Here is a 24334-nt window from a genome sequence, read left to right as displayed (position 1 = left end):
TAAAAGCAAAGTATTTTACAACATTAAGAGATTGAGAAATTCAATTGGACAATAAGTTACATAGCTAATCTTTTGATTTTAAAAACTTTAAAACTTTTAATTCATACTTATGGATACAGAAAATATAAAAATACAGATAAAGACATTCTTCGGATTGGAGCCTATTCTTGCCGAAGAAATCAAAAAACTGGGTGGAAAAAACGTTGAAATTAAAAACAGAGCAGTAAATTGTGAGGGAGATCTTGGTTTTCTTTATAAAATAAATTATTCTGCGAGAACAGCATTGAAAATCTTAGTGCCAATTCATGAGTTCAAGGCTTTTAATCAACATCAGTTCTATGATAGATTGTTCAAATTTGAATGGGAGAACTTTATGGACGTTAACCAGTCTTTCTCTATTGATGCAACGGTGAACTCTGAAACATTCAAACATTCTCAGTTTGTCACTTTAAAAATGAAGGATGCCATAGTGGATTATTTTCAGGACAAATTCAAAAGACGTCCGAATGTGGAAACCAGAGAACCGGATATCAAATTTCACCTTCATATCGACAGAGAATTGGTGATGATCTCAATGGACTCTTCCGGAGACGCTCTGTTCAAAAGAGGATACAGAAAAGAGCAGGGAGAAGCACCTATCAATGAAGTGCTGGCAAGCGGAATGCTTCAGCTGGCAGGTTGGGATGGAAAAGGAAATTTCCTTGACCCGATGTGTGGTTCCGGTACATTGTTAATTGAAGCAGCGATGATCGCTATGGACCTTCCGGCTCAGATTTTCAGAAAGAGATTCGGATTCCAGAACTGGAAAAACTATGATGCAGATTTGTTTTCAAAAATTAAAGAATTCAGAATCAACAGAGTAAGACAGTTTGATGGAAAAATCGTTGGATATGATATCGATTCAAGAATGCTGAATGCCGCAAGAATAAATGTTGAAGCAGCAGAAATGGAAGATGTTATCGAGATTAAAAAACAGGATTTCTTTGATTCGAAAAAAGAACTTTTCCCTTTATTAATGGTATTCAATCCACCATACGATGAGAGAATTTCCATCAATGATGATGATTTCTACAAAAAAATCGGAGATACCTTTAAAACCCATTATCCGAATACATTAGCATGGCTGATCTCTTCTGATCTGGAAGCAGTGAAGAAAATCGGATTACGTCCTTCAAGAAAGATCAAACTTTTCAACGGAAAGCTGGAAACGAGATTTTTACAGTACGAAATGTATGAAGGAACGAAGAAGATACACAAACTGGAAGATAAATAAAAATTAGATACAGCCCTTTCGAATCAGGAAGGCCTTTTATATCAATTCTCCTTTAAATATCATTATCTATGATATTTTTTTAGGCTATTTATTATATTTTAATCACAAATTTTAAAACTGATACATGAAAAAAGTATACGCAGTTATTGCATTAGTCATACTGCATTCTCAAATTTTTTCGCAAGTAATCACCGTTTCGACATTAGCGGGAAATGGGACGGAAGGATATGCGGACGGAAATGTAAATTCTGCAATGTTTAACCGTCCTGCCGGTGTTGCAGTAGACGATGCAGGGAATGTTTATGTTGCTGATACAGGAAATTACCGACTTCGTAAAATAACTCCATCAGGAGATGTATCTACTTTAGCTGGAGATGGTACACAAGGGTTTGCAGACGGAAGCCCAAACAATGTTAAATTTAATGGTATTGGTGATCTTGTTGTAGATAATTTGGGGAATATTTATGTATCTGATTTTTATAATAACAGAATCAGAAAAGTAAGTCCATCAGGTGATGTTTCTACTTTTGCAGGGAGCGGTATTGCCGGTTTTGCTGATGGCAACAACGCAACAGCACAATTCAAAAACCCCGTTGGATTAGCAATCGACAAGGAAGGAATTGTATATGTTGCTGATCAAAATAATAACAGAATAAGGCGAATAACAGGAGGCCAGGTTACAACAATTGCAGGTGATGGAGCAGCTGGATATATAGATGGCAATGCATTATCAAGCAGGTTTGATTATCCTACAGACATAGAAGTAGTGGGGCAGGATCTATATGTAGTAGATAATTGGAATAATAAAATACGCAAAATATCGTCAGGACAGGTTTCTACTATTTCGGGAAGTAACTACGGATTTGCAGATGGAACATTGGCGAATGCTAAGTTTTATAATCCACTTAAATTGGTTTCAAATAAATCTTTTGATCTATTTATCACTGATACGATGAATAACAGAATTCGCAAAATCTCAGGAAACCAGGTTTCTACTTTATCAGGAAGTATATTAGGTTTTGAAGACGGGAATGTGGGAAACGCAAAGTTTTATAGTCCAAATGGAATAGCTATTGACAATCAGGGGAACTTATATATTGCAGATGCAGGTAATAACAGAATTCGTAAAATAATGATGAATAGCATCCTTTCTACTAAGGAATTGATGAAAAATAAAGAGATGATTATTTATCCCAATCCTGCAAAAAATGAATTCAGCCTACAATCTCTTACAAATGAATTGTTATTATTGATGGATACTTCGGGTAGAAAGATTCAAAATATCAATTTAAAAGCTGGTAAACTGCAAAATGTAGATATATCTTCTTTGTCTAAAGGTGTTTATATCTTAACTGACGGAAAAACAAAATCAGCGAAAATTATTAAAGAGTAATAGAACTAAGAAAATATAATATGATTGGAGATTTTTTTGAAGTGCTAGATACTCTTTTTAGTATATCCGGGCTGTTAAATTCTGGCTCTGGCTCATCATCACGCTCAAATTCTGACAGAAAGAGTCTGAATTATGATGAAAAGCCTCAAAAGAAGGAATCAAAAAAATCAAAATATTTCACAGAGAAAGTAAGTGCAATAGCTTTAGTATTGGCTGCATTTTCTTTTTTTATTGTTTTTAAAGATCCTTTACCGGCACAAAACTATACACAAACTTTAGTGGTAGCTTCTTTAATAGGAATCAGCATTTCATTTTTAATGTTTTTTGTCCTGCATGTACTGGAACTTTATTATTTTAAAACGCTGTTCAAACTGCTTCTGTTCAGCTGTTCAACGATCGCATTTTTTATTTCTGCGGTAATGTATATCTATTTTAAATCAGGTTTGTTTATATAGCAGACTTCAGTTTTATATCAAAATAAAAATAGGCTGTATTCATTGTGATACAGCCTATTTTATTTTATCGTGCCAGTGAAGGGGCAAAACCATATTGTTTTTTAAAAGCATGTGAAAAATGCGACAAGTCTTCAAAACCCACTTCCAGAAAAACATCGGACGGCTTTTTATTCTTTTCGGATAAATGATAATAAGCAAGTTCAAGACGCTTTTGAGTGAGCCAGCGCTGTGGTGTCGTTAGGAAAATCCTTCTGAAATCCCGATTGAAAGTAGATAAACTTCTTCCGGTAAGATATCCGAACCGTTCCAAAGGCATATTGAACATATAATTCTTTTCCATGAAATTAATCAGATCTACTTTTCCCGGTTCATCAAAATCTGCCAGTACAGAATCTATATTCTGATCAATTTCTCTTATGATACTTATGGCCTCAGTAATCTTTAAATGAGCAATATTTTCAGGAAAAGGTCCTTCAACCTCAAAATAAGGAATAAGAGATGCCAGACAGCTGTTTAGAAGTGGATGACTGCTAAAGCTGTGAATACAGGATTTCCGCGGAGCTACTTTCTGTGTAAGATCAATAGAAGCATAAAATTGTTTCAGACGTTCGGTCGTAAGATGCATGACCACCGCTTTATGAGGAAGCCCGTCTTTTGGATAATTGATGATCGTAGCAAGATGATTTCTCGGGATGAGGAAAATATCTCCCGCTTTAAAAACATAAGTTTTGTCTGCCTGAATAATTTTCGTTTCCCCTGATATAAACCAAACCAGCATATGGTATTCAAAAACCGTTTCCGTTTTGAACAGTTTATCGTCATAACTGGAAAGCTTGATATCTGGTGTGAGGTATTGTATCTGGAAATCCATTGTCAAAAGTTTTTCATTACAAATGTATTTAAAAAACACTTATTTCGTATCAAAGCGGAATCCCAGCATATCTTCGCTTAGTTTCCACAACCGTTCTGCATTTTTTTTATCAATAGAATAGGGCTGTACCCCATGGATGGTAGCTGGTTCATCAAAACGATGCTCAATTTGACCTTTGTCTATCTCCGCAATATCACAGTTTTCACAATAAACACCGCCAATTTCATTAAGCTGTGGACTTACAGAGCACCAGACTGTAGTGGCAGCCCCTTGCTGAAGTGTTTTTAATCGTGCTTCAACCTCCGGTTTGAGACTTCCGTTTTCATCATGCGTTCCAAGCTGTTTAAAAAGTTCAATAGGTTCCTCTCTGCCGAGGTCAGTGCCATACACAGAACCCGGATGAAGAGAATACGCTCTGATATTGAATTCTTTTCCTCTTTCATCCAATTCTACAGCAAATAAATTACAGGCTGTTTTTGACTGTCCATAGCCTGCAAGAGTGTCATAATCTCTTTTCTCAAAATTGGGATCTTCAAAATTAAAAGGGGACATCTGATGTCCATAAGAAGACACATTAATGACTCTCGCTGCCTGTGATTTTTTCAGAGCAGGCCATAGTTTTGATGTAAGGTGAAACTGCCCAAGATAGTTAGTTGCCAGCTGGGATTCAAACCCTCGGCTATCCCTGCGAAGGGGAACCCACATAATGCCTGCATTATTAATAAGGAGATCCAGACTTCTTCCTGACAAGACAAATTTTTCTGCAAAAGCATCAATGGATGCGGGATCCATAAGATCCATTTTTTCAAGTTCAAAATTTTCAATTCCTGAAAGATTTTTTCCTGCTTTTTCAATGTCTCTTGCGGGAATAATGACATGTGCTCCGGCTGAAGTAAGTGCTTTTGTGGTTTCAAGCCCGATTCCTGCATAACCGCCGGTAATGATGACTGTTTTTCCGGTAAGATCGATTCCTTTAATAACTTCCTGAGCGGTTGAATAGGCATTAAATCCTGATTGAATAGGTTGCTGCAATGCGCTGATAATTGGTTCCATTTTTTTTGTTTTAAATTTCTATAGCAAAATTAGGAGGGATTCCTTGTGTTCATTTTGTTTAAAATGTCAAATAGGTTGGTTCAGAATTTCACAGATAATATGCATTCACTGAGAACAATAAATTGTATCTGAGTTAATTTCTCTGAATAAGCTGTTAAACTGTTTGTAGGTTGTGCCGCGAATAAGTAATTTTGAAAAATTTTCAATTTGAAGCCTACTATTTCCATTGTCGTTGCCATTTACAACCGAAAAGATGAACTTTTTGAGTTGCTGACTTCTCTTACTCAACAGACAGATAGAGAGTTTGAGATGATTATCGTAGATGATGGTTCTCTGATCGATCTGAAACCTACCATCAAGAATTTTGAAGGAACTCTGGACATTAAATATTTCAGAAAAGATAATTCAGGACCTGGATTGTCAAGGAATTATGGGGCGGCAAGAGCAGCAAATGAATGGCTGGTATTTGTAGACAGTGATGTCATTGTTGAAGCAGATTATATTGAACATATCAAAAAAGATATTCAGACCATTCCTTGTGATGCGTTTGGGGGAGCAGATAAGGCACATAAAGGTTTTAATCTGATGCAGAAAGCTATTTCTTATTCTATGACTTCTGTTTTTACAACCGGAGGGATTAGGGGAAGTAAGAAAGCTGTTTCCAAATTCCAACCCAGAAGTTTCAATATGGGGGTGAAAAAGGCTGTTTTTGAAAAGGTTGGCGGATTTTCAGAAATGAGGATAGGGGAAGATCCGGATCTGTCTATGACTCTTTGGGAAAATGGTTTTACTACTGCCTTTTTTGATGATATTGCGGTATACCATAAACGCAGGGTAGATTTCGGTAAATTCTCCAAACAGGTGTATCAGTTTGGCTGTGCAAGACCTATTCTTAATCAGAGACATCCTAATTATGTGAAAATCTCTTTTGCTTTTCCAACTTTGTTTATGTTGGGTTATATAATGGGCTTTCTGGAGTATTTTATCATGGGAAGAGGGATAATCCTTGCTTTTTATGGATTGTACACCTTTTTGGTGCTATTTCATGCCTTGCTGCTGACGAAAAATATCAGTATTGCCGGTATGGCAGTTATTTCCACTTATATTCAAATGTTTTCTTACGGGTATGGGTTCTTAAAATCCTGGATCCTGCTGAATGTTTTCAGAATGAAACCGGAAGATGCTTTTCCTCATCATTATCATAAGAAATAATTGTAAGTTTCGGCTAAAGCCAATTGAAGGAATTCGTTTTAATAAATGGGCTAAAGCCCATTCCTATTGAATTTATAGAATAAAAAAAGGCTGTTTCAAACGAAACAGCCTTTTTACAATAAATTTAGATGATAGAAATGTTTTCATGGTGGTTAAGAACTCCTACTTTCAGCATACATTCTTTCATTTTATGATAAGTTCTTTTAATATCGTGGTCAAGGCCGATGGAGAATCTGATCAATCCGTCGGAAATACCTATGGAAGCACGTTCCTCCTCTGGAATTTCAGATGAGGTAGATCTCCCTGAGCATGAGAATAAGGTTTTGTAGAACCCTAAGCTTACGGCAAGATAACCCAGGTTTTCTGCCTGCATCATTTCCATCAGTTCATTGGCTTTTTCTGTGGTTCCGGCATCCAGCGTCAATAGTCCTCCGTATCCGTACTCTTCATGAAGCATGCTTTTCATTAATTCATGATTTTTATGAGAGGGTAATCCTGGATAAGATACTTTTAAGCCGTCTTTTTCAAATCTTTCGGCAAGATACATAGCGTTGTGGCTATGTTGTTTTATTCTGATATGTAATGTTCTCAGGTTTTTTAAGATACTTGAAGATCTTAAGCTGTCCATAGTTGGGCCAAGAAGCATACAAGCCCCGGAATTTACATTTTTGGTATCATCGATGAAGGCTTGTGTTGCACAATATACACCTCCTACAGTATCACTGCTTCCGTTGATGAATTTTGTCAGACTGTGAATCACAACATCTGCCCCAAATAATGTTGGAGAGATAGAAAGAGGGGAGAAGGTATTGTCTACAATCAGTTTCAGATTGTGCTTTTTACAGATTTCGGAAAGTTTTCTAAGGTCTGCTACTTCAAGAAGCGGATTGCTCACACTTTCGCAGTAAATAACTTTAGTATTTGGTGTTATTGCTTTCTCTATAGATTCAAAATTGTTGATATCAACAAAAGTGGTTGCTACATTAAACTGAGGAAGGAAATTTTTAAGAAAAGCATACGTTCCTCCGTAGATGGTTCTGCTTGAAATAATATGGTCTCCACTTTTGCACACCTGCATCAAAACGGAAGTAATAGCTCCCATTCCGGATGCTGTAACGTTGGCTGACTCCGTGTTTTCCATCTTTGCAAGAGCCTGTGCCAGATAAAGATTCATCGGGGATGAGTGTCTGGAATACAGGTAGCATCCTTCAGCATTTCCTTCGAAAGTATCAAACATGGTCTTTGCGGAAAGAAACGTATAGGTAGAGCTGTCAGAGATAGAAGGATTCACTCCTCCGAATTCACCAAAATACTGAAGATCCTGGATCTCATTGGCTGCGTTAAAGTTTTCCATAAGTATTGTTTTTATTTTATTGTCCCAATTTGCATTAATTTCCTAATAATTACAATATAAATTTGAATTTATAGAATATAAAACTGTAAAATATTGTTTATTTAGAAAAATTATTTAGTATCTTCGGGATTGTTAAACTTTTACCAAAAAAATATCTATGGAACTTGACGAAACGGATAAGAAACTATTACTTTTTTTACAGGAAGACTGTAAACAAACCACCAAAGAACTGTCCGGCAAACTTGGATTGTCTGTTACAGCAATCTACGAGCGTGTAAAAAAGCTTGAAAATGCCGGAATTATTTCAAAATATGTGGCCTTGCTGGACAAGAGTAAAGTTAAGAAAAATTTTATCGTTCTGTGTCACGTAAAATTAAGCCAGCATAAAAAAGAATTTGTACTGCAGTTTGAAAAAGAGGTAATGGATCTTCAGGAAGTTACAGAATGCTTTCATGTAAGCGGAGATTATGATTATATCCTTAAAATAGGAGTGAAGGATATTGAAGACTATCGCAATTTTATGCTGACGAAACTTACAACGCTTCAGCATATTGCAAGTACACACAGCTCATTTATGATTTCCGAGGTGAAAAATACGACAGCGATCGTATTATAGACATTAAGCGGCTGGCTTAGATTGTTTGTTCGTTAACAAAAAAGATAACGGTTTCCGGTTGTTGTATAAGCTGCTCAACATATGGTTTCAACGTTTCAGAAGTTAAATCTTTTGTATTGTTGATCTGTAAGCTTCGCAGACTTCCATCTTTCTGTGGAGCGATCAGAATCATGTTGCCATATTTCAGATGGTAAAGTTTCATGTTGACAATGGCAAAATCTTCCTTTTCAAGGGTAGTAAAGGCTGAGAAGTCAATTCTGTTATTGGAAGTCTTTACAAATCCTTGTCCGATCACATCAGGGAAATTTCTCGAAACGATATTCATTTTACTTGAAGTATATTCTTTATCATCAATAAAATCTGTGAGGACAAGAATGGTGAAAAAATACTCTGTCTTTATTCTTAATCTTATGAGAATTTAAAGTTCCCCATTTGTTTATTGGTCTCCTTTGGTGATTTTATCGATGAAATAATGTAGTCTTTTAATATCTGCTCTTCCTTTATTGCTTTCATTTAAGAAACATGTTGTTACAATCACCATTTTCAGATCAGGAATGACGCAGATCAGCTGACCTCCGTAGCCCGTTGCTACAAAAGCCTGATGTCCATTGGTCTTTCTTCGCCACCAATAATAGCCGTATCCGTTTGCGTTGGGCATTACATCCCATGAATCCAGCTTTACCTGTTCAGAAGTTGATTCCTGAATCCATTTTTGAGATACAATCTGTTTTCCGCTAAGTTTTCCGTTGTTAAGGATCATTGTTCCAAATTTCAGCATGTCATCCGGTTTCATAAAAAGCTCTGAGCCTGCAAAATTTCTATCCATAGAATCCGTATCCCATCTGGTGATATTCATTTTTAAAGGCCTAAACAGATTTTCATTGGCAAATTGTTTCAAGCTGGTTTTTACGATTTTTGATAAAGCAGCCCCGAAAAGATGGCTTTCACCGCTGTTATAGTTGAATACAGTTCCGGGATATTCTTCAAAAGGTAAATCCAGGACAAATTTTACCGGATCACCAGAGAAAGACATGGCTGTGGAAATTTTTGAATTTTCAATCCAGTCGAAACCTCCCTGCATGGTCAACAGATTTTTTAGTGTTAATGTATTTCTGATAGAGTCATGAAGAACTTTGCCTTCGATATTGGAAATATTTTTGAATCTGCTTCTTGAAATATTGTATTCCGGAAGGATTTTTAAAACCGGAGTATTGAGATTGGGAAGTATGTTTTTATCTTTTGCAATTCCTGCCAGAACAGATACGATACTTTTGGTAACAGATTTTACACTGAAGGTGGTTTCTTTATTGGCTCCGTGAAAATAGTGCTCATACAAAAGTCTGCCGTTTTGGGTAACAATGAAAGAACCCAGGGATGGAATACTGTCATTGATTTCCTTGGTGAATTTGTCTTCAAATTCTTTGGGTAATTCCTTGTTGAAAGCTGCCTGTGATTTTACTTTAGGGCAGAATAGGGTAAGACATAGCATTGTCAAAACCTGCAGTACTTGCTTGGATCTCATTGTTTAAAAAAGGAGGGATAAATGATTAGTTGATAAAAATAGACATTAAATCGAACCAGAATTGAGTGATTTAACGTATACTTTCAATGCCTCTAAATTATGAAAAACAATGAAATTTTAAAATATATTTTATTGAATATTTTTAATTTTTTCTAGGAGTTCAAACATTCAGTTTTAGGGTGTCTTTTTGATCTTTCAATGTATTGAAAACTATACCAAAACTCCGTTTTTAGAAACAATAGGATCCGGAAGGTCTGTTTCTCCGCTCATCTGAAGCAGATCAATTTCAATAGTTCTGCAGATAGAAAGCATAGGGACATCAAACATCAATCCTGCAAAGGGGTTTTCAGAATAATCTCCTACCAGTTCCATGATGATATAGATCCATCCGATAATGATACAGAACGGAATAGAAGTCCAGATTCCCCAGTCACCCAGTTTTGCAAATTCATTCACTAATCCTAATGGGAGAAGCATAATAAACAGGATATTAAAAACAAAAGCCGTACTGGCAAATTGTCTTGGCGAAGGGAATTTTTTGATTCTTTCTGCCTGTCCCTGAAAATTATAGAATTCATTCAAACTGTTCTGCAGCTGAGTTTGATTAAAATCTGTGATGACATTCATGTTTTTGAGCTCATTGATGTCTTTTGCCTGTTGGGCAATAAGATAAGTAGCGAAGTTTTTATAATCATTTTTAAGATCATATTCTTCTTCCGAAAGATATTTGTGCAGGAAAATAGGGGCTCTTCCGTAATCCGGAAACCCTGCTTTGATCAATCTGTTTCTTCTCAGGTTGATATTCCCGAATTTATTATTTTCCGTACTGATATGCTCCCATTCTGTAGGAACAAGAAGTTGTTCGCGGAAAGTATACAACCACGCAATGTGACGGTAAACAATTCTTCTTTTACGGTCTTCAAGATCAAACACCCCAATTTCTTCATTTTTAGTATCGAAAGCATAGACCATAGAAGCAAACGAACGGCTTGAGTTCACAATTCCGCCCCATATTTTTCTGGCTTCCCAAAGTCTGTCATAGGCCTGGTTGTTTTTAAAACCTACAAGGAATGCTTCTGCTGTACCAATCAATGCAACAGGAACCCATGGAATCGTCATCCAATGCCAGTTGAAGAAATAAAAGAAAACAGCAATTAATGTACACCAGATAGAGATTAAGATAAGATGTACACCGGCCAGATTGAGAACCTGTTTATAATTGACGTATTTGGTTGTGATCATAGAGATGGATGTGTTTTGCGTGTATAGACAAAATAAATACCAAACTGTGATTGATTTTATTTTGTAATGCCTTTCAGATAATGGATCGTTGAGTTTTCTTGGTTTATAATGGGCTAGAATTGAGATTGATAATCTTAAATAAAAGTAATGAAAAAATTGCATAAAAAAACCTCTAAAAATTTTTAGAGGTTTTAATTTTATATAAAATTAATATTTCAGCATTTCTTCGATCTTATTGCTGAGTTTTTCAGCATTTGGAAGCATTTCTTTTTCCAGTATCAGATTGATAGGAACTGCAGGAACATCAAGTGATCCCATTGTTTCTACAGGGGCATCTAGATATTTGAAGCAGTTTTTGGAAATACGGTGTGCAAAAGCTTCTGCAAAAGAGTTGTTAAGCTGTTCTTCTGTAAGAACGATACATTTTCCATGAGCTTTCACTCTTTCGAAAACAAGTTCTTCGTCAAGAGGAATTAATGTTCTTAAATCAATTACTTCAACTCTTCCGTTGAAATTCTTGGCGGCTTCTTTAGCCCAGTAAACTCCCATTCCGTAAGTAACCACTAATAAGGTTCTTCCTTTCTCAGTTTCATTCTTATCAGCTTCAATAATTACTTTACCTTTTCCAAATGGAAGAACATAGTCTTCAGCCGGTTCTATGGTTTTAGCATCTTCAGTTCCCGGAACTTTGCTCCAGTATAATCCTTTGTGCTCCAGCATTACTACCGGGTTTGGATCGTAATACGCTGCTTTTAATAAACCTTTAAAATCTGCTGCATTACTTGGATAAGCTATTTTGATTCCTTTGATGTTGGCTAAAATACTCTCAACACTTCCACTGTGGTAAGGACCTCCACCACCGTATGCTCCGATTGGAACACGGATGATATTGCTTACAGGGAATTTTCCGCCACTTAAATAACTTGATTTTGAAATCTCCGTAATTAACTGGTTGATTCCCGGGTAAATATAATCTGCGAACTGAACTTCAACGATTGGTTTTAATCCTACAGCACTCATCCCGGCTGTAGATCCAATGATATACGCCTCCTGAATCGCGGTATTGAATACTCTTTTGCTTCCGAATTTTTTTCCTAACGTTACTGTTTCACGGAAAACTCCACCAATTCTTTCTCCTACATCTTGTCCGTAAAGAAGAGCTTCAGGGTGCTTCCACATCAATTCCTGTATCGCATGGATGGCAGCATCTACCATTACAATTTTTTCTCCGTTGGCAGGTTCACGTGTCCCTGTTTCCTCTGTAATAGGAGTAGGAGCAAAAACGTGCTGCATTACAGTTTCAGGCTTTGGATCTTCTGCATTTTTAGCTTTTTCAAAAGCTTCTTCAGCTTCAAGACGTGCCTTTTTCGTGATTTGCTTTAAAAGATCTTCATCAGTACCTGTTTCCAGTAAATGTTTTCTAAGGATTTCTCCCGGATCTTTAGCTCTATGTTTTGATAAATCTTCTTCGTCTCTATAGAATTCTCTTCTTACACCGGAAGTATGATGTCCGATCAGTACAGTTTTTGCACAGACAACCAAAGGTTTTCTTTCTGTTCTTACAAAATCCACGGCTTTTTTCATGGCCTCAAAACTTTCCACGAAATCAGTTCCGTCTACTCTCATTCTGCTCAACCCAGTGAATCCTGCTACAAAATCATAAGCATCACAAGTTCTTGCTTCATCTTTTGTTACGGAAATTCCCCACTCATTATCCTGTACAAGGAAAATAATAGGAAGCTGATGCAAAGCAGCAAACTGTAAAGCTTCACTTACTTCACCTTCAGTAACAGAATTGTCTCCAAGGCTGCATACAACAACAGGATTGTTTTCAAATTCCTGAAGATTGAAATCCTGAATATATTTGATTCCCTGTGCTACTCCTGTAGTAGGAATAGTCTGCATTCCGGTTGCAGAACTCTGGTGAACAATTTTTGGTTTGTTTTCGTCTCTGCTGGAAGGATGGGAGTAATATGATCTTCCTCCTGAAAAAGGATCATCAGCTTTAGCCAATAATTGAAGCATTAGTTGGTAAGGTTCAAAACCTATTCCTAAAAGGATGCTTTCGTCTCTATAATAAGGAGAAACCCAGTCTTCTTTCTTGAGCTGATAAGCTGTTGCAAGCTGGATGGCTTCGTGCCCCCTTGAAGTACTGTGAACATATTTACATACATTTCTGTTTTCTTCGTAAATATCAGCCATTGCTTTGGCCAGCATCATATGATTATACGCCTTGAGTAGTATATCTTGAGAAACTTTTTCGTGAAGTGCATTTTCCATAGGAAGCAAATATACATAAAAAAACAAAATACTAACAACTGTTAGTATTTTGTGTAAAATCTTTGTTTATATAGGTTATTCCTTGATCACTTTTTTGGAAATAACATCTTTGTCTGTTTTTACTTCAATGATGTAAATTCCTTTTGTGTAAGCAGATAAATCTACTGGTTCCTTCTCATTATTGATGGTACCGCTTTGTAGTTTTTTACCTGTAAGATCATATACATTGAATGTAGACTTTTTAGGTGCTTTTAAAATGTTGGTAAAATCCTTTGTAATGGTAGGGGAAATCGCAAGATTATTAAGAGGGTTGGCAATATCTTTAGTTCCTAATAACTCAGTAAATCCTGTTACGATGACAGAATAATTTTGAGGGGCATTTCCGCCTGTATTATTTTTCAGTATACCTTTATTGGTGATCTCTATTTTATAAGTTCTTCCTGCAACAGGAGCATCTACTATTACCTGTTCTACGTTGTCTACCGTATTATCTCCTTTTGTAGCTGGAGTCATTGGATTGTTGGCATCCAGCTTCCATGGATAATAAACCGTGTTTGTTGTAGTATCAGTAATCTTTAGATCCAGATCATTAATCAGCTTAGAACTTCTGTTATTGTAAATATTGCTCCATTGATTAGTAAAGTTTGTGAATTCAGGATCAATCCAGGATATTGTTACCTTTAAAGGTTCAGACCCTGACGCTTTAACTGTTTTTACATTAGCAACTCCGCTACTTAATACTTCATCATTAAAAATAATACTGTTGTTGGATTTTCCTACAAGAAGTTCAGCTCCTTTTTTGGCGTCAATAAAACCCCATCCAAATTGTGGATCAGGACCTATGTTGCCTGCTTCTTTCGCTGAATGTACCATTAAGGTTTTTGCTGATGCAGCATTTAATAAGTTACCTCCAAACAACTGCTTATTAACCTGTGTCCAAAGTCCAATAATACCTGTTACTACAGGGGCAGAATAAGAAGTTCCATCTCCTATATCGATTTTACTTCCTCCTGTACTTGTATTATCAGTCCATGCACTGGCAACACTGGTCCCCACCGCTGTAATATCCGGTTTGATACCTCCGTCATCTCTTGGGCCAGCACTGCTGTAAACGGAATGGATGACATCCGAGGAAGCTGTATATCTTCCATCGTTAGTCGTTATTCTATCTGCAGCTCCTACCACAATAATATTTTTCCCAAGAGAACCAATCCCTATACAGTCATATCCTTGTGCGCAATTATTAGGAGGTAGAGTATCAGTTGCAGCAAATTCTACAAAATTCCCTGAGTTATCTTTGTAATATTTTTTATAAGTACTAGTGTCAGCACTAGGTCCTTCACCAAATGAGTTTCCTGCCGATTTTACAATGATATAAGAAGGATTGTTGTATACAATCTGGTCATAATCACGGTCGTTTGTGAGATATGTTCCCTGAGCATCAAAAGAGGTGTTTGGACTGGCAAAAGTACCATTCCATACCCATGCAGGTTCATTGTTAACCAATTGAGGGTCTGCCCATCCCTGATTACTTCCATAAGAATGGTTGGAAACATTAGGCTGTGCCTTTACGATTTTTTGAAAAACGGTACTTTGTACAGTTTCACCATCCAAAACAGATGTTCCAAAAGCATAAGCATCTATTGTAGAGTTGGGTGCAATCCCTTTGAAATTAACCTGTCTTGTTGTACCGTTCGTAAATGTTACAGTGTATGGATAATCTTTTGCACCTATAAAACTGGAAACAGCTGTTGCATGGTCACCATAATTGACACTGCTGCTTTCTTTATTGGTAATTCTGTTAGGAATATTGTTAAAGAAGACGTGGTTTGCAAATACTCTTGCTACGCCGGAAGCAGTACTGCCATCAAAAATAGTAAACTTAATACCGTCTCCGTTAAAAGATCCCGTTAAGCCAGTAATATTTCCCCCCTGCAAAAAATCAGAATTGGAATTTTTAATCTGATCCATATCGTGAGCCTGAAAAAAGTAAGGCTTATTGTCTGGTAAAAAGCCTGCAAGATTAGTTCTTTGCAGTTCAATTTCTTTTAAAACTTCAGGAGCTTTATTTGAACCATATCGTTTAGATACATAGGCATCAAACTTTTCGTTGTTGTCTATTCTCTGACGTTCAAATAATCTATTTAATTCTTCATTGTTTTGTGCATTTATTAGCGTAATGGCTAAAGTGCTAAGTAAAAGTAATTGTTTCTTCATTTTGGGTAGTAAATTGTTAAAACTGTAGTGAATCAAAATTATGCTAAAATTTTAATAATTAATTAGTTTTAATGAATAAGTCTAATTTTTTAAGGTAATTTTAATTTATGTTTTAAACTGTTAAAATGATTTTTTGAAAATTTCTTATTTTGCTGTTTTTTATAAATATTATTGATTGTTTATATGGTTACTATAAAGCAATATTTAGAAAAAATGAAGTAACTTTACATTCTCTTTTTTATAAAAAAGTTAGAAAATTATATGTATTTAATTTTTGACACAGAAACAACCGGTTTACCAAAAAATTTCAACGCTCCGCTTTCAGATTCGGATAACTGGCCAAGAATGGTTCAGATCGCATGGCAGTTGCACGACGATGACGGAAAGTTGATTGAAAACCAGGATTATATAATAAAGCCTGAAGGATATGATATTCCCTTTAACGCGGCAAGAATTCACGGGATTACAACGAAAATTGCAAATGAAGAAGGACGAGACCTTCAGGAGATTCTTGAAGAGTTTTCTAAAGTCCTTGAAAGAACAAGAGTTGTTTCCGGACATAATGTAGAGTTCGACTATAATATTGTAGGGGCAGAATTTTACAGGAAAAACCTGAAGGATAATCTACAGGAAAAACCCAAAGCAGATACGATGATTTTGGGAACCGACTTCTGTCAGCTTGGCGGAGGACGGGGAGGTCGATACAAATCTCCGAAACTGGAAGAATTGTATGAAAAATTGTACGGTCATAAGTTCGATGAAGCTCACAACGCTGCTGCCGACGTAAATGCTACGGCCAGTGCCTTCTTTGAAATGATAAGAATAGGGGTGGTTCCTGCTGAAACACTAAAGATCTCAGAAGATCAGCTGGCTTATTTCAAGAGTCTTTATCCAGATCCGATCAAGCCTTTTAATATCGTTATCAGAAGGCAGGTTGCAGATTTTCATAACAAGAAAAAGCAGCAGGATTTTGGAAGTATTGATGAAATTGATTTAGGCAAGTACTTCAATTTTGATAATCACAGTGTTTTTTCTACGCTTACAGCTACTTCAAGCATCAATGATCTGATCAAAAAAGCTACCGATGAAAATTTCCCTGCTGTAGGAATGGTAGATCTTGGGAACATGATGGGAGCTTTTAAGTTCGTTTCAGCAGTGGAAGGAACTAATGGTGACAGAGTAAAAAAGCATAAAGAATATTTAGCGAAAAAACAGGAAGCAGAAGAAAACGGAGAAGAATTTAATGAAGTAGAGCCTGTTTCAGAACCGTTAATTCCCGTTGTAGGCTGCGAATTTTATATTTCAGAACGTTACGAACAGAAACAATTTACAAAAGATGATCCCGATAGAAGAACGCAGGTTGTTTTGTTGGCGAAAGATTTTGAAGGCTATAAAAATTTAGCAAAACTTTCAAGTATAGGTTTCCTTAAAGGCTTCTATTTTGGAGTTCCAAGGATTAGTCGTGAATTGATAGCTGAATATAAAGAAGGTTTGATTGCACTGACTTCAGGAATTCTGGGAGATATTCCTGATGCTATTTTAAATACCGGTGAACAAAAAGGGGAGGAGCTTTTCAAATGGTGGAAAGATACCTTTGAAGATGATTTCTATGTTCAGATTCAAAATCATAAACTGCCTGAAGAAGAGCATTTGAATGATGTCTTACTGCATTTTGCTGATAAATATAATGTTAAAATTTTAGCACAGAACGAAACTTTTTATTCTAACAAAGACGATTCTAATATTCAGGATATTGTAAGCTGCATCAAAGATGGAGAAAAACTGACAACTCCTGTCGGAAAAGGCTTTGGAAAGAGAAGAGGGTTGGCTACAGGAGAATATTACATCAAAAATTCTGACGAAATAAAAGAAGCTTTTTTGGCGTATCCTGATGCTTTTGATACCTATGAAGAATTCACTGCAAAATTTAAACCTTATACCCTAAAAAGAGACGTTTTACTTCCTAAATTCGATATTCCTGAGGAGTTTATTCATGCTGAAGACGATATTGACGGAGGGAAACGTGGGGAAATGGCCTATTTGACACATTTAACCTATGAAGGAGCGAAAAAAAGATATGTAGAAACCGGAATCACAGACGAAATTAAAGAACGTTTAGATTTTGAACTGGAAGTTGTTGCCAACACAGGGTATCCCGGTTATTTCCTGATTGTACAGGATTTTTGTAACGAAGCAAGAAAAATGGGCGTTTGGGTTGGTCCCGGCCGTGGTTCTGCTGCAGGTTCTGCTGTAGCCTATTGCACGGGAATTACGAACGTAGATCCTATTAAATATGATTTGCTTTTTGAGCGTTTTTTGAATCCTGAAAGGATTTCCATGCCCGATATTGATATCGATTTTGATGATGAAGGGCGTGATAAAATTATCAAATGGGTAGTTGAAAAATACGGTAAAAATCAGGTAGCACAGATTATTACCTACTCGGTTCTGGGAGGGAAATCGGCGATTAAAGATGCGGGAAGAGTTTTGGACGTTCCGATTCCTGATACCAATAATATCGCGAAACTAATTCCGCCAAGCCCGGGGATGAACATTGCAAAAGCTTTATCTAAATATGATAAACTAAAACCGGAAGAACAGATGCTTGTTGATGAAATGAGATATGTTCTTAGCACTCCGGGTGATGCCCGTCATGATGTGCTTGCGAGTGCAAAAAAGATGGAAGGCTGTATCAGAAATACAGGTATTCATGCCTGTGGGGTGATTATTACGCCTGAAGATGTAAGTAACCTGGTTCCGGTAACGATTGCAGCAAAAGATGCCGATATTTTGGTGTCTCAGTTTGACAACTCGGTGGCGGAAAGTGCAGGCCTTTTGAAAATGGACTTTCTGGGGCTGAGAACTTTGACCATCATTAAAGATGCATTGAAGCTTGTAAAGGCAAGATATGGTTTAGATATTGATCCAGACCTTATTCCGCTTGATGATACGAAAACCTATCAGTTATTTAAAGAAGGAAGAACAGTTGGTATTTTCCAATATGAAAGTCCGGGGATGCAAAAATACATGAGAGAGCTTAAACCAACAGTTTTTGCCGATCTTATTGCCATGAATGCGTTGTACCGTCCGGGTCCGATTAAATATATTCCAAACTTTATCAACAGAAAACATGGGATTGAAGATATTGTTTATGACTTACCGGAGACTGAAGAATATTTAAAAGAAACATACGGAATTACGGTTTACCAGGAACAGGTAATGCTTTTGTCTCAGAAATTGGCAAATTTTACCAAAGGTGAAGCCGATACTTTGAGAAAAGCAATGGGTAAAAAGCAAATCGATGTTCTGAATAAAATGTACCCTAAATTCATTGAAGGAGGTAGAAAAAACAACCTGAATGAGGAGAGATTAGAAAAAATCTGGAACGACTGGAAAGCTTTTGCAGAATATGCCTTCAATAAATCCCACTCAACATGTTATGCATTTATTGCGTATCAAACGGCTTATTTAAAAGCCAATTATCCTGCGGAATATATGGCGAGTGTAATGAGTAATAACATTAACAATACAGAGGCTATCACCATGTTTATGGAGGATTGTAAAAGTATGGGAGTTGATGTTTTGGGTCCTGATGTGAATGAATCTCAATATAAATTCTCTGTAAATGAGAAAGGACAGATTCGTTTTGGCCTGGGGGCAATTAAAGGTATTGGAGAAGGTCCGAGTGAAGGAATTACACGAGAAAGAGCGAACGGAAGATTTAAAAATATTTATGATTTTTTTGAAAGGATCCTGCCTTCACAAATGAATAAAAGAGTCGCGGAAAGTTTAGTTTTGGCCGGAGGTTTTGATGAATTGAGTTCTTTCCACAGAGGTCAGTATTTTGATATTGATATGGCTGGAAGAACAAATATAGAAAGATTGATCAGGTACGGACAAAGCTTTCAGGAAAGTAAAAATGAGATGGAACACTCTCTTTTTGCAGATTTTGCTGAAGAAGTTCAGATTGAGCAGCCCAAATTGGCGCCTTGCCCGGAATGGCCAAACATGCATAAGCTTAATAAAGAAAAAGAAACCATCGGGTTTTACCTTTCTGCACATCCTTTGGATGAATTTAAATATCAATATCAGTTTATGCAGGGGCAGCTTTCCCAAAAGTCAGTTTTAGAAAAAGATGAAGAGGGAAAAACGGTGGCAGACGAAGCCCCAATTCTCGAAAAAGACTCAATTGATGAGGTTGCAGATCTTGTAGAAATTGTTTCTGATGACATCGTTGCCGGTGAAGAGGAAGAGGTGATAGAAGAGGTTACAAAAAAAGCTGAGCCGAAAGGGGTTTTTCATTTTTTGAATCTCGATGAAGTTGATGCATATAAAGAACAGGCTTTTGCAAATAAGCCGGAAGAGCTTTTTGAAGAAAAGAAAAAAGACTGGAAAACTTTGCAGAAAGAAAGAGAAAATGGAGGTGGCGGAAAAGAATATACCGTTGCAGGTTTGATTACGGAATATGTGGTAAAAGACGGTTTCAGAAGTGGTGAGAAAGTAGCCTTTGTGACGCTTGAAGATTATTCTGGGTCGTATTCATTCAGGTTGGGGGATCGTGATTATATGAGGTTGAAGGAAAAGCTGGAGGTTCAGAGGTTTGTTATCTTTAAAATAAAATTTGCTCAGGTGAAAGACGGTAGGGTCTTCGTTAATGTAAATGATGTGATAGAGCTTCAGGAAGCATTTGAGCGATTTGCTAAGAGTATATCTTTAGTGATGGATGTGATGGATGTGAGACCGGAAGATCTGGATTTTTTCAGAACAGTTCTTGATAGAAATAAAGGAAATCAAAAACTGAAATTCTTTATTAAAAATATTGAAGATGATTCCCATATTGAAGTACAGTCTATGAAACATTCGGTAGACTTAACTGGAGATTTGATCAAAGAAATCCAGCTTCTTAATAAATATGAGTTTTATTTAAACTAGAAAAAATGATATAATAACTTAAAGAGTGACTTTTGGTCACTCTTTTTTTGTTTATATATTGCAACTATTGATGAAAAATTTTACATGTAATTTTATATTAAATAGAAAAATTTTCTGAAGTCTATTTTAATTGTATAGTATTTTAAATATTTGATTTTCAATATTTTAATGTTTTTTCATCATATTGCGAAATAAATATTAAAATTAAATAAACGTTTGATTTTATTTAGTTCTATATTGGTTTTTAGTTGATTTTATTCATTATTTTATGATAATTTCTAATATTTAAATTAATATTTATACATTTACAAACCTAACTTTTTATTATTACTATTTATGAAGAAATTATTACTATCGTGTTTGACAGCGTTCTATTACTGCGTGTCCGCACAGGTTGGTCCGCCTCAACTTACCACCCCCAATACAAATAACGGATATGGCTTTGCACAGTCTTCTGGTGCTTATACACCGTTATCGGGAAGCCGAACAATATGGCAGTCCGGTGCAACTATAGGAACAGATTTGGTATCAGGAGCGATTCCTCTACCAGGTTTTTTTACTTATAACAATCAGAAGTATAATTCTGTTTATATCAGTAACAATGGTTTTATTACGTTTGGGATACCTGCTGCCAGCACCACTTACACAGGATTATCTTCCGATATTTCACCAACTAATTATGACGGTGCTTTTGCAGGCTTTGCTGTAAATCTTCGTCATGCTAATACTACAACCTCTGAAATTTCCTATGAAACTGTTGGTTCTAAGTTTGTTGTGCAATTTACAGATGTACAGGGTAATAGTGCTTCTGCGGCACAGCTTCTTAATTTCCAGATTCAATTAGACCTTACAACCAAAACAGTTGCTATTGTTTATGGAAACTGTGTTTCAGGAACTGCAACCCTTACAGGACAGGTAGGGATAAGAGGATCGGAAAGTTCTGATGTTAACAATTTAACGGGAACAAACTGGACTTCTCTTGCTGTAGGAAGCTCAAATAGCTCTACTGCAACTTTAGGAATTACCAACGGAACAACAGTTCCTGCTTCAGGACTGACATTTACTTACACACCGGGAACATGGCAAGCTCCACCTGCCACCTATGCTACATTGCCTTTCACAGAGAACTTCAGTACCTGGGCAGATGGAAATTCAACTTTAGATCTTCCTAATGCCAATTATTGGAGAGCATGGCCGGCCAGAGGAGATAATGCATGGAGACAAAGTGATATTGCAACAACAGGGTTTACTTCTGCTTCAGGATGGTCTGGCACTAGTGGATCTTCTACGGTTTCTACTCCTGCAGTAGCGCCAGCAGCCCGTTTTCACTCCTATAACTGCCAGTATGCTTCAGGATACATGGACTTATATGTCAATCTGTCTTCGGGTTCAGGTAACAGATACTTAAGTTTTGATTATATCAACCCTTCTGGAACCGATGTTTTAAAAATCCAGATATCTACTGATGGTGGGAACACATTTACAGATGTAGGTTCTGCTTTAGGAGTTTCAGCATCATGGACCTCTAACTTTATAGATTTAGGATCATCCAGTCCTAATGCAATCGTAAGATTCTTAGCTAAAGGTGATAACGGAAGTGACGATATCTATGTAGATAATGTTAAAATTTCAGCCATTACAATTCCGGATTGTACCGTAATTACTGCACCAGCTAATGCAGCAACAGGCGTAGCTATAACACCAAACGTCAAATGGAATGCTACAGCAGGAGCTACTTCTTACAAACTGAATCTTGGAACTACGCCAGGAGGAACAAATGTGATAAATGGAGTAGATGTAGGAAACGTGCTTACTTATACGCTTCCGGCAGCAAATCAATTGTTATATGGTACTACCTATTATGCTACTATACTGCCTGTCAATAGTAACGGAACAGCCAGTGGATGTACGTCGGTCTCATTCACCACTAAAAATATTGGCTGCCCTACTGTAAGTGCACCTGCATCACCTGCTACAGGAGTTTCTTTAACACCAACAATAACATGGGGGGCTGTAACAGACGCAACAGGGTATAAATTGTCAATCGGTACTACAACAGGTGGAACTGATGTAATGAATAATGCTGATTTGGGAAATGTAACAACTTATACACTCCCTAGTCCATTAAACTATTCAACAAAATATTACTATACAGTTAACGCTTATACACCAACAAGTAATTCTGCTTCTTGTACTGAACGTAATTTTACAACGACTTGTGCACCAGAAAATGCTCCAACAGCTTCGCAAAACTTTACCACATTTACGCCATTGTGTTGGTCAGTTGCTAAAGGAGATGTTACAGCTTCATCTACTTTAACATATGGATCAAGCAAATGGGCTGCTGAGGTAGGTTTTGCCAATGTAGGATCTAATGCAGCTGTAAGAATCAACCTATATGGAACCAATACCGGGGATTGGTTGATTTCTCAACCGATTAACCTTGGAGCTACTCCGGGTATGTTTAGAATGAAGTATAAAATGGCTGTTACCAGTTATTTGGCAACCACTTCACAAACGACCTTAGGTACTCATCAGGTTAGAGTTATTGTCTCCACAGACGGTGGTACTACATGGAGTAACGCGAACGTTATAAAAACTTATACGGGAGCAGCAACTTATTCTAATACAGGGCAAACAGAAATAATAAACCTTGCAGGGTATTCCGGGAATATTAAAATTGCTTTTGTTGCAACAACAAGCTCCAATACTCCAGATATTGACTTCCATATTGACGACTTTGTGGTAGAAGCTATTCCAACATGTCAGGAACCAACTTCTCCTGTAGTAGCTAATCCTACAGTTTCTTCAGCGAATCTGTCCTGGACAGCACCTACGACAACACCAGCTAACGGTTACGAATATTATTACAGTACAAGTAGTACAGTTCCTACTGCTGCTACAACGGCTAGTGGAACAAGTAGTACCACTTCAGCTCCTTTATCCGGGCTGGCTTCAAGCAGCACTTATTATGTTTGGGTAAGATCTGTCTGCAGTTCGAGCGATAAGAGCCCTTGGGTTGGGCCGGCTGTTTTCAATACACTTTGTGGTACAGTGATGGCGCCTTTTGCTCAGAATTTTGATAGTGGAACGGCACCAGGCTGTTGGAATAATGTGAACCCTACAGCAACTACTACCGATGCAACTCTTTTCTGGAAATTTGCAGGATCTGCAGACTATGGTGCTAATACTGCCAATAACGGAAGAGCAGCAGGTACCTATGCGTGGGTAGATGCAAGTTCACCATATGCTGGGGCAGGTACTAATACGGTACAATTGGTTACACCTTCTGTGAATTTAACAGGATTGACTTCGCCTATTGTTTCTTTTGATTGGTTTAAAAATCACTCTACATCAACTTCTACTACAGTTTCGCCTTCTACTTATGATAATAATAAACTTACTGTAGAAGTAAACGATGGAAATGGCTGGGTAGCTATATTTAGTGATGCTACAAACTTAAATCAATGGAGAACAGTTAGTATTCCTTTAGCTGCTTCTTATATAGGAGCAACGATTCAGGTGAGATTTACTGTAGATAAAAATGTAAGCGGTAACGGATACTTCTACGATGATCTTCTTTTGGATAATGTTGAAATAAAACAAAATCCTAATTTATCAACTTCTGAAGTTGGTGTGAAAGACAATAAAATTAAGGTATATCCTAATCCATTTATTGACACATTAACAATTTCTGATGCATCTAAAGTGAAATCTGTTTCCATTCTTGATGTTGCAGGAAGACTTGTGAAGACTATTGAAGCTCCCGCTTCAGAACTTCAGTTGAGAGATCTGAAAGAAGGAATGTATTTGGTAGTACTGAATATGAAAGACGGAACTAAACAGACTGTTAAAGCAATTAAAAGATAAATAATTAAAAAAATATGAAAGAGAGACTGCTCAGTTTGAGTAGT

General features: G+C 36.8%; 15 protein-coding genes. 7 read left to right on the top strand and 8 right to left on the bottom strand.

Going from position 1 to position 24334, the window contains the following annotated elements; translation table 11 throughout:
* Positions 1–109: 109 nt before the first annotated feature.
* The 3 genes from LF886_RS17445 to LF886_RS17435 all read left to right on the top strand — a co-directional run bounded on the left by LF886_RS17445 (position 110) and on the right by LF886_RS17435 (position 3121).
* Complete coding sequence (locus LF886_RS17445) at positions 110–1273, top strand: class I SAM-dependent RNA methyltransferase (RefSeq protein ID WP_124530364.1); 1164 nt, start codon at positions 110–112, stop codon at positions 1271–1273.
* A 124-nt stretch (positions 1274–1397) separates the two neighbouring features.
* The gene (locus LF886_RS17440; protein WP_236850867.1) at positions 1398–2666 is read left to right on the top strand and encodes a T9SS type A sorting domain-containing protein; all 1269 of its coding nucleotides are present in this window, start codon (positions 1398–1400) and stop codon (positions 2664–2666) included.
* A 20-nt stretch (positions 2667–2686) separates the two neighbouring features.
* Complete coding sequence (locus LF886_RS17435) at positions 2687–3121, top strand: branched-chain amino acid ABC transporter substrate-binding protein (protein WP_236850866.1); 435 nt, start codon at positions 2687–2689, stop codon at positions 3119–3121.
* A 64-nt stretch (positions 3122–3185) separates the two neighbouring features.
* Here the strand turns inward: LF886_RS17435 and LF886_RS17430 are convergent, their stop codons facing one another.
* Positions 3186–3992 (bottom strand): AraC family transcriptional regulator, encoded by an 807-nt coding sequence (locus tag LF886_RS17430; protein ID WP_236850864.1) that lies wholly within the window; start codon positions 3990–3992, stop codon positions 3186–3188.
* A 39-nt stretch (positions 3993–4031) separates the two neighbouring features.
* A complete protein-coding gene (locus LF886_RS17425) occupies positions 4032–5045 on the bottom strand; it encodes an SDR family NAD(P)-dependent oxidoreductase (protein WP_236850863.1) in 1014 nt (337 codons plus the stop codon).
* 207 nt (positions 5046–5252) lie between these two features.
* Between LF886_RS17425 and LF886_RS17420 the strand changes: the two genes are divergently transcribed.
* Positions 5253–6257: a glycosyltransferase gene (locus tag LF886_RS17420; RefSeq protein WP_236850861.1), complete on the top strand. Its 1005-nt coding sequence runs from the start codon at positions 5253–5255 to the stop codon at positions 6255–6257.
* 124 nt (positions 6258–6381) lie between these two features.
* On the opposite strand, the gene LF886_RS17415 is transcribed toward LF886_RS17420, so the two are convergent.
* The gene (locus LF886_RS17415; protein WP_236850859.1) at positions 6382–7611 is read right to left on the bottom strand and encodes an aminotransferase class I/II-fold pyridoxal phosphate-dependent enzyme; all 1230 of its coding nucleotides are present in this window, start codon (positions 7609–7611) and stop codon (positions 6382–6384) included.
* 157 nt (positions 7612–7768) lie between these two features.
* Between LF886_RS17415 and LF886_RS17410 the strand changes: the two genes are divergently transcribed.
* Positions 7769–8227, top strand: coding sequence for an Lrp/AsnC family transcriptional regulator (locus LF886_RS17410; protein WP_103232073.1), 459 nt, complete (start codon positions 7769–7771; stop codon positions 8225–8227).
* 16 nt (positions 8228–8243) lie between these two features.
* On the opposite strand, the gene LF886_RS17405 is transcribed toward LF886_RS17410, so the two are convergent.
* The 5 genes from LF886_RS17405 to LF886_RS17385 all read right to left on the bottom strand — a co-directional run bounded on the left by LF886_RS17405 (position 8244) and on the right by LF886_RS17385 (position 15488).
* On the bottom strand, positions 8244–8552 hold the full coding sequence (locus tag LF886_RS17405; RefSeq protein WP_236850857.1) for a hypothetical protein: 309 nt from the start codon (positions 8550–8552) through the stop codon (positions 8244–8246).
* A gap of 111 nt (positions 8553–8663) precedes the next feature.
* A complete protein-coding gene (locus LF886_RS17400; RefSeq protein ID WP_236850856.1) occupies positions 8664–9749 on the bottom strand; it encodes a serine hydrolase domain-containing protein in 1086 nt (361 codons plus the stop codon).
* 210 nt (positions 9750–9959) lie between these two features.
* On the bottom strand, positions 9960–10991 hold the full coding sequence (locus LF886_RS17395; protein WP_124530355.1) for a bestrophin family protein: 1032 nt from the start codon (positions 10989–10991) through the stop codon (positions 9960–9962).
* Between the two features lie 207 nt (positions 10992–11198).
* The gene (locus LF886_RS17390; protein WP_236850854.1) at positions 11199–13271 is read right to left on the bottom strand and encodes a thiamine pyrophosphate-dependent enzyme; all 2073 of its coding nucleotides are present in this window, start codon (positions 13269–13271) and stop codon (positions 11199–11201) included.
* A gap of 75 nt (positions 13272–13346) precedes the next feature.
* The gene (locus LF886_RS17385) at positions 13347–15488 is read right to left on the bottom strand and encodes a S8 family peptidase (RefSeq protein WP_236850853.1); all 2142 of its coding nucleotides are present in this window, start codon (positions 15486–15488) and stop codon (positions 13347–13349) included.
* Positions 15489–15749: 261 nt separating this feature from the next.
* On the opposite strand from LF886_RS17385, the gene dnaE reads away from it, so the two are divergent.
* Positions 15750–20420 carry a DNA polymerase III subunit alpha gene (gene dnaE, locus LF886_RS17380; RefSeq protein ID WP_236850852.1) on the top strand — a complete coding sequence of 1557 codons (4671 nt, stop codon included), beginning with the start codon at positions 15750–15752 and terminating at the stop codon, positions 20418–20420.
* A gap of 336 nt (positions 20421–20756) precedes the next feature.
* Entirely contained in the window at positions 20757–24290 is a 3534-nt protein-coding gene (locus LF886_RS17375; RefSeq protein WP_236850851.1) for a T9SS type A sorting domain-containing protein, read from the top strand.
* Positions 24291–24334: the final 44 nt, after the last annotated feature.

Source organism: Chryseobacterium sp. MEBOG07 (genome assembly GCF_021869745.1).
In the GTDB taxonomy this organism is placed as follows: Bacteria; Bacteroidota; Bacteroidia; order Flavobacteriales; family Weeksellaceae; genus Chryseobacterium; species Chryseobacterium viscerum.
This window is presented reverse-complemented; position numbering and strand designations above follow the sequence as displayed.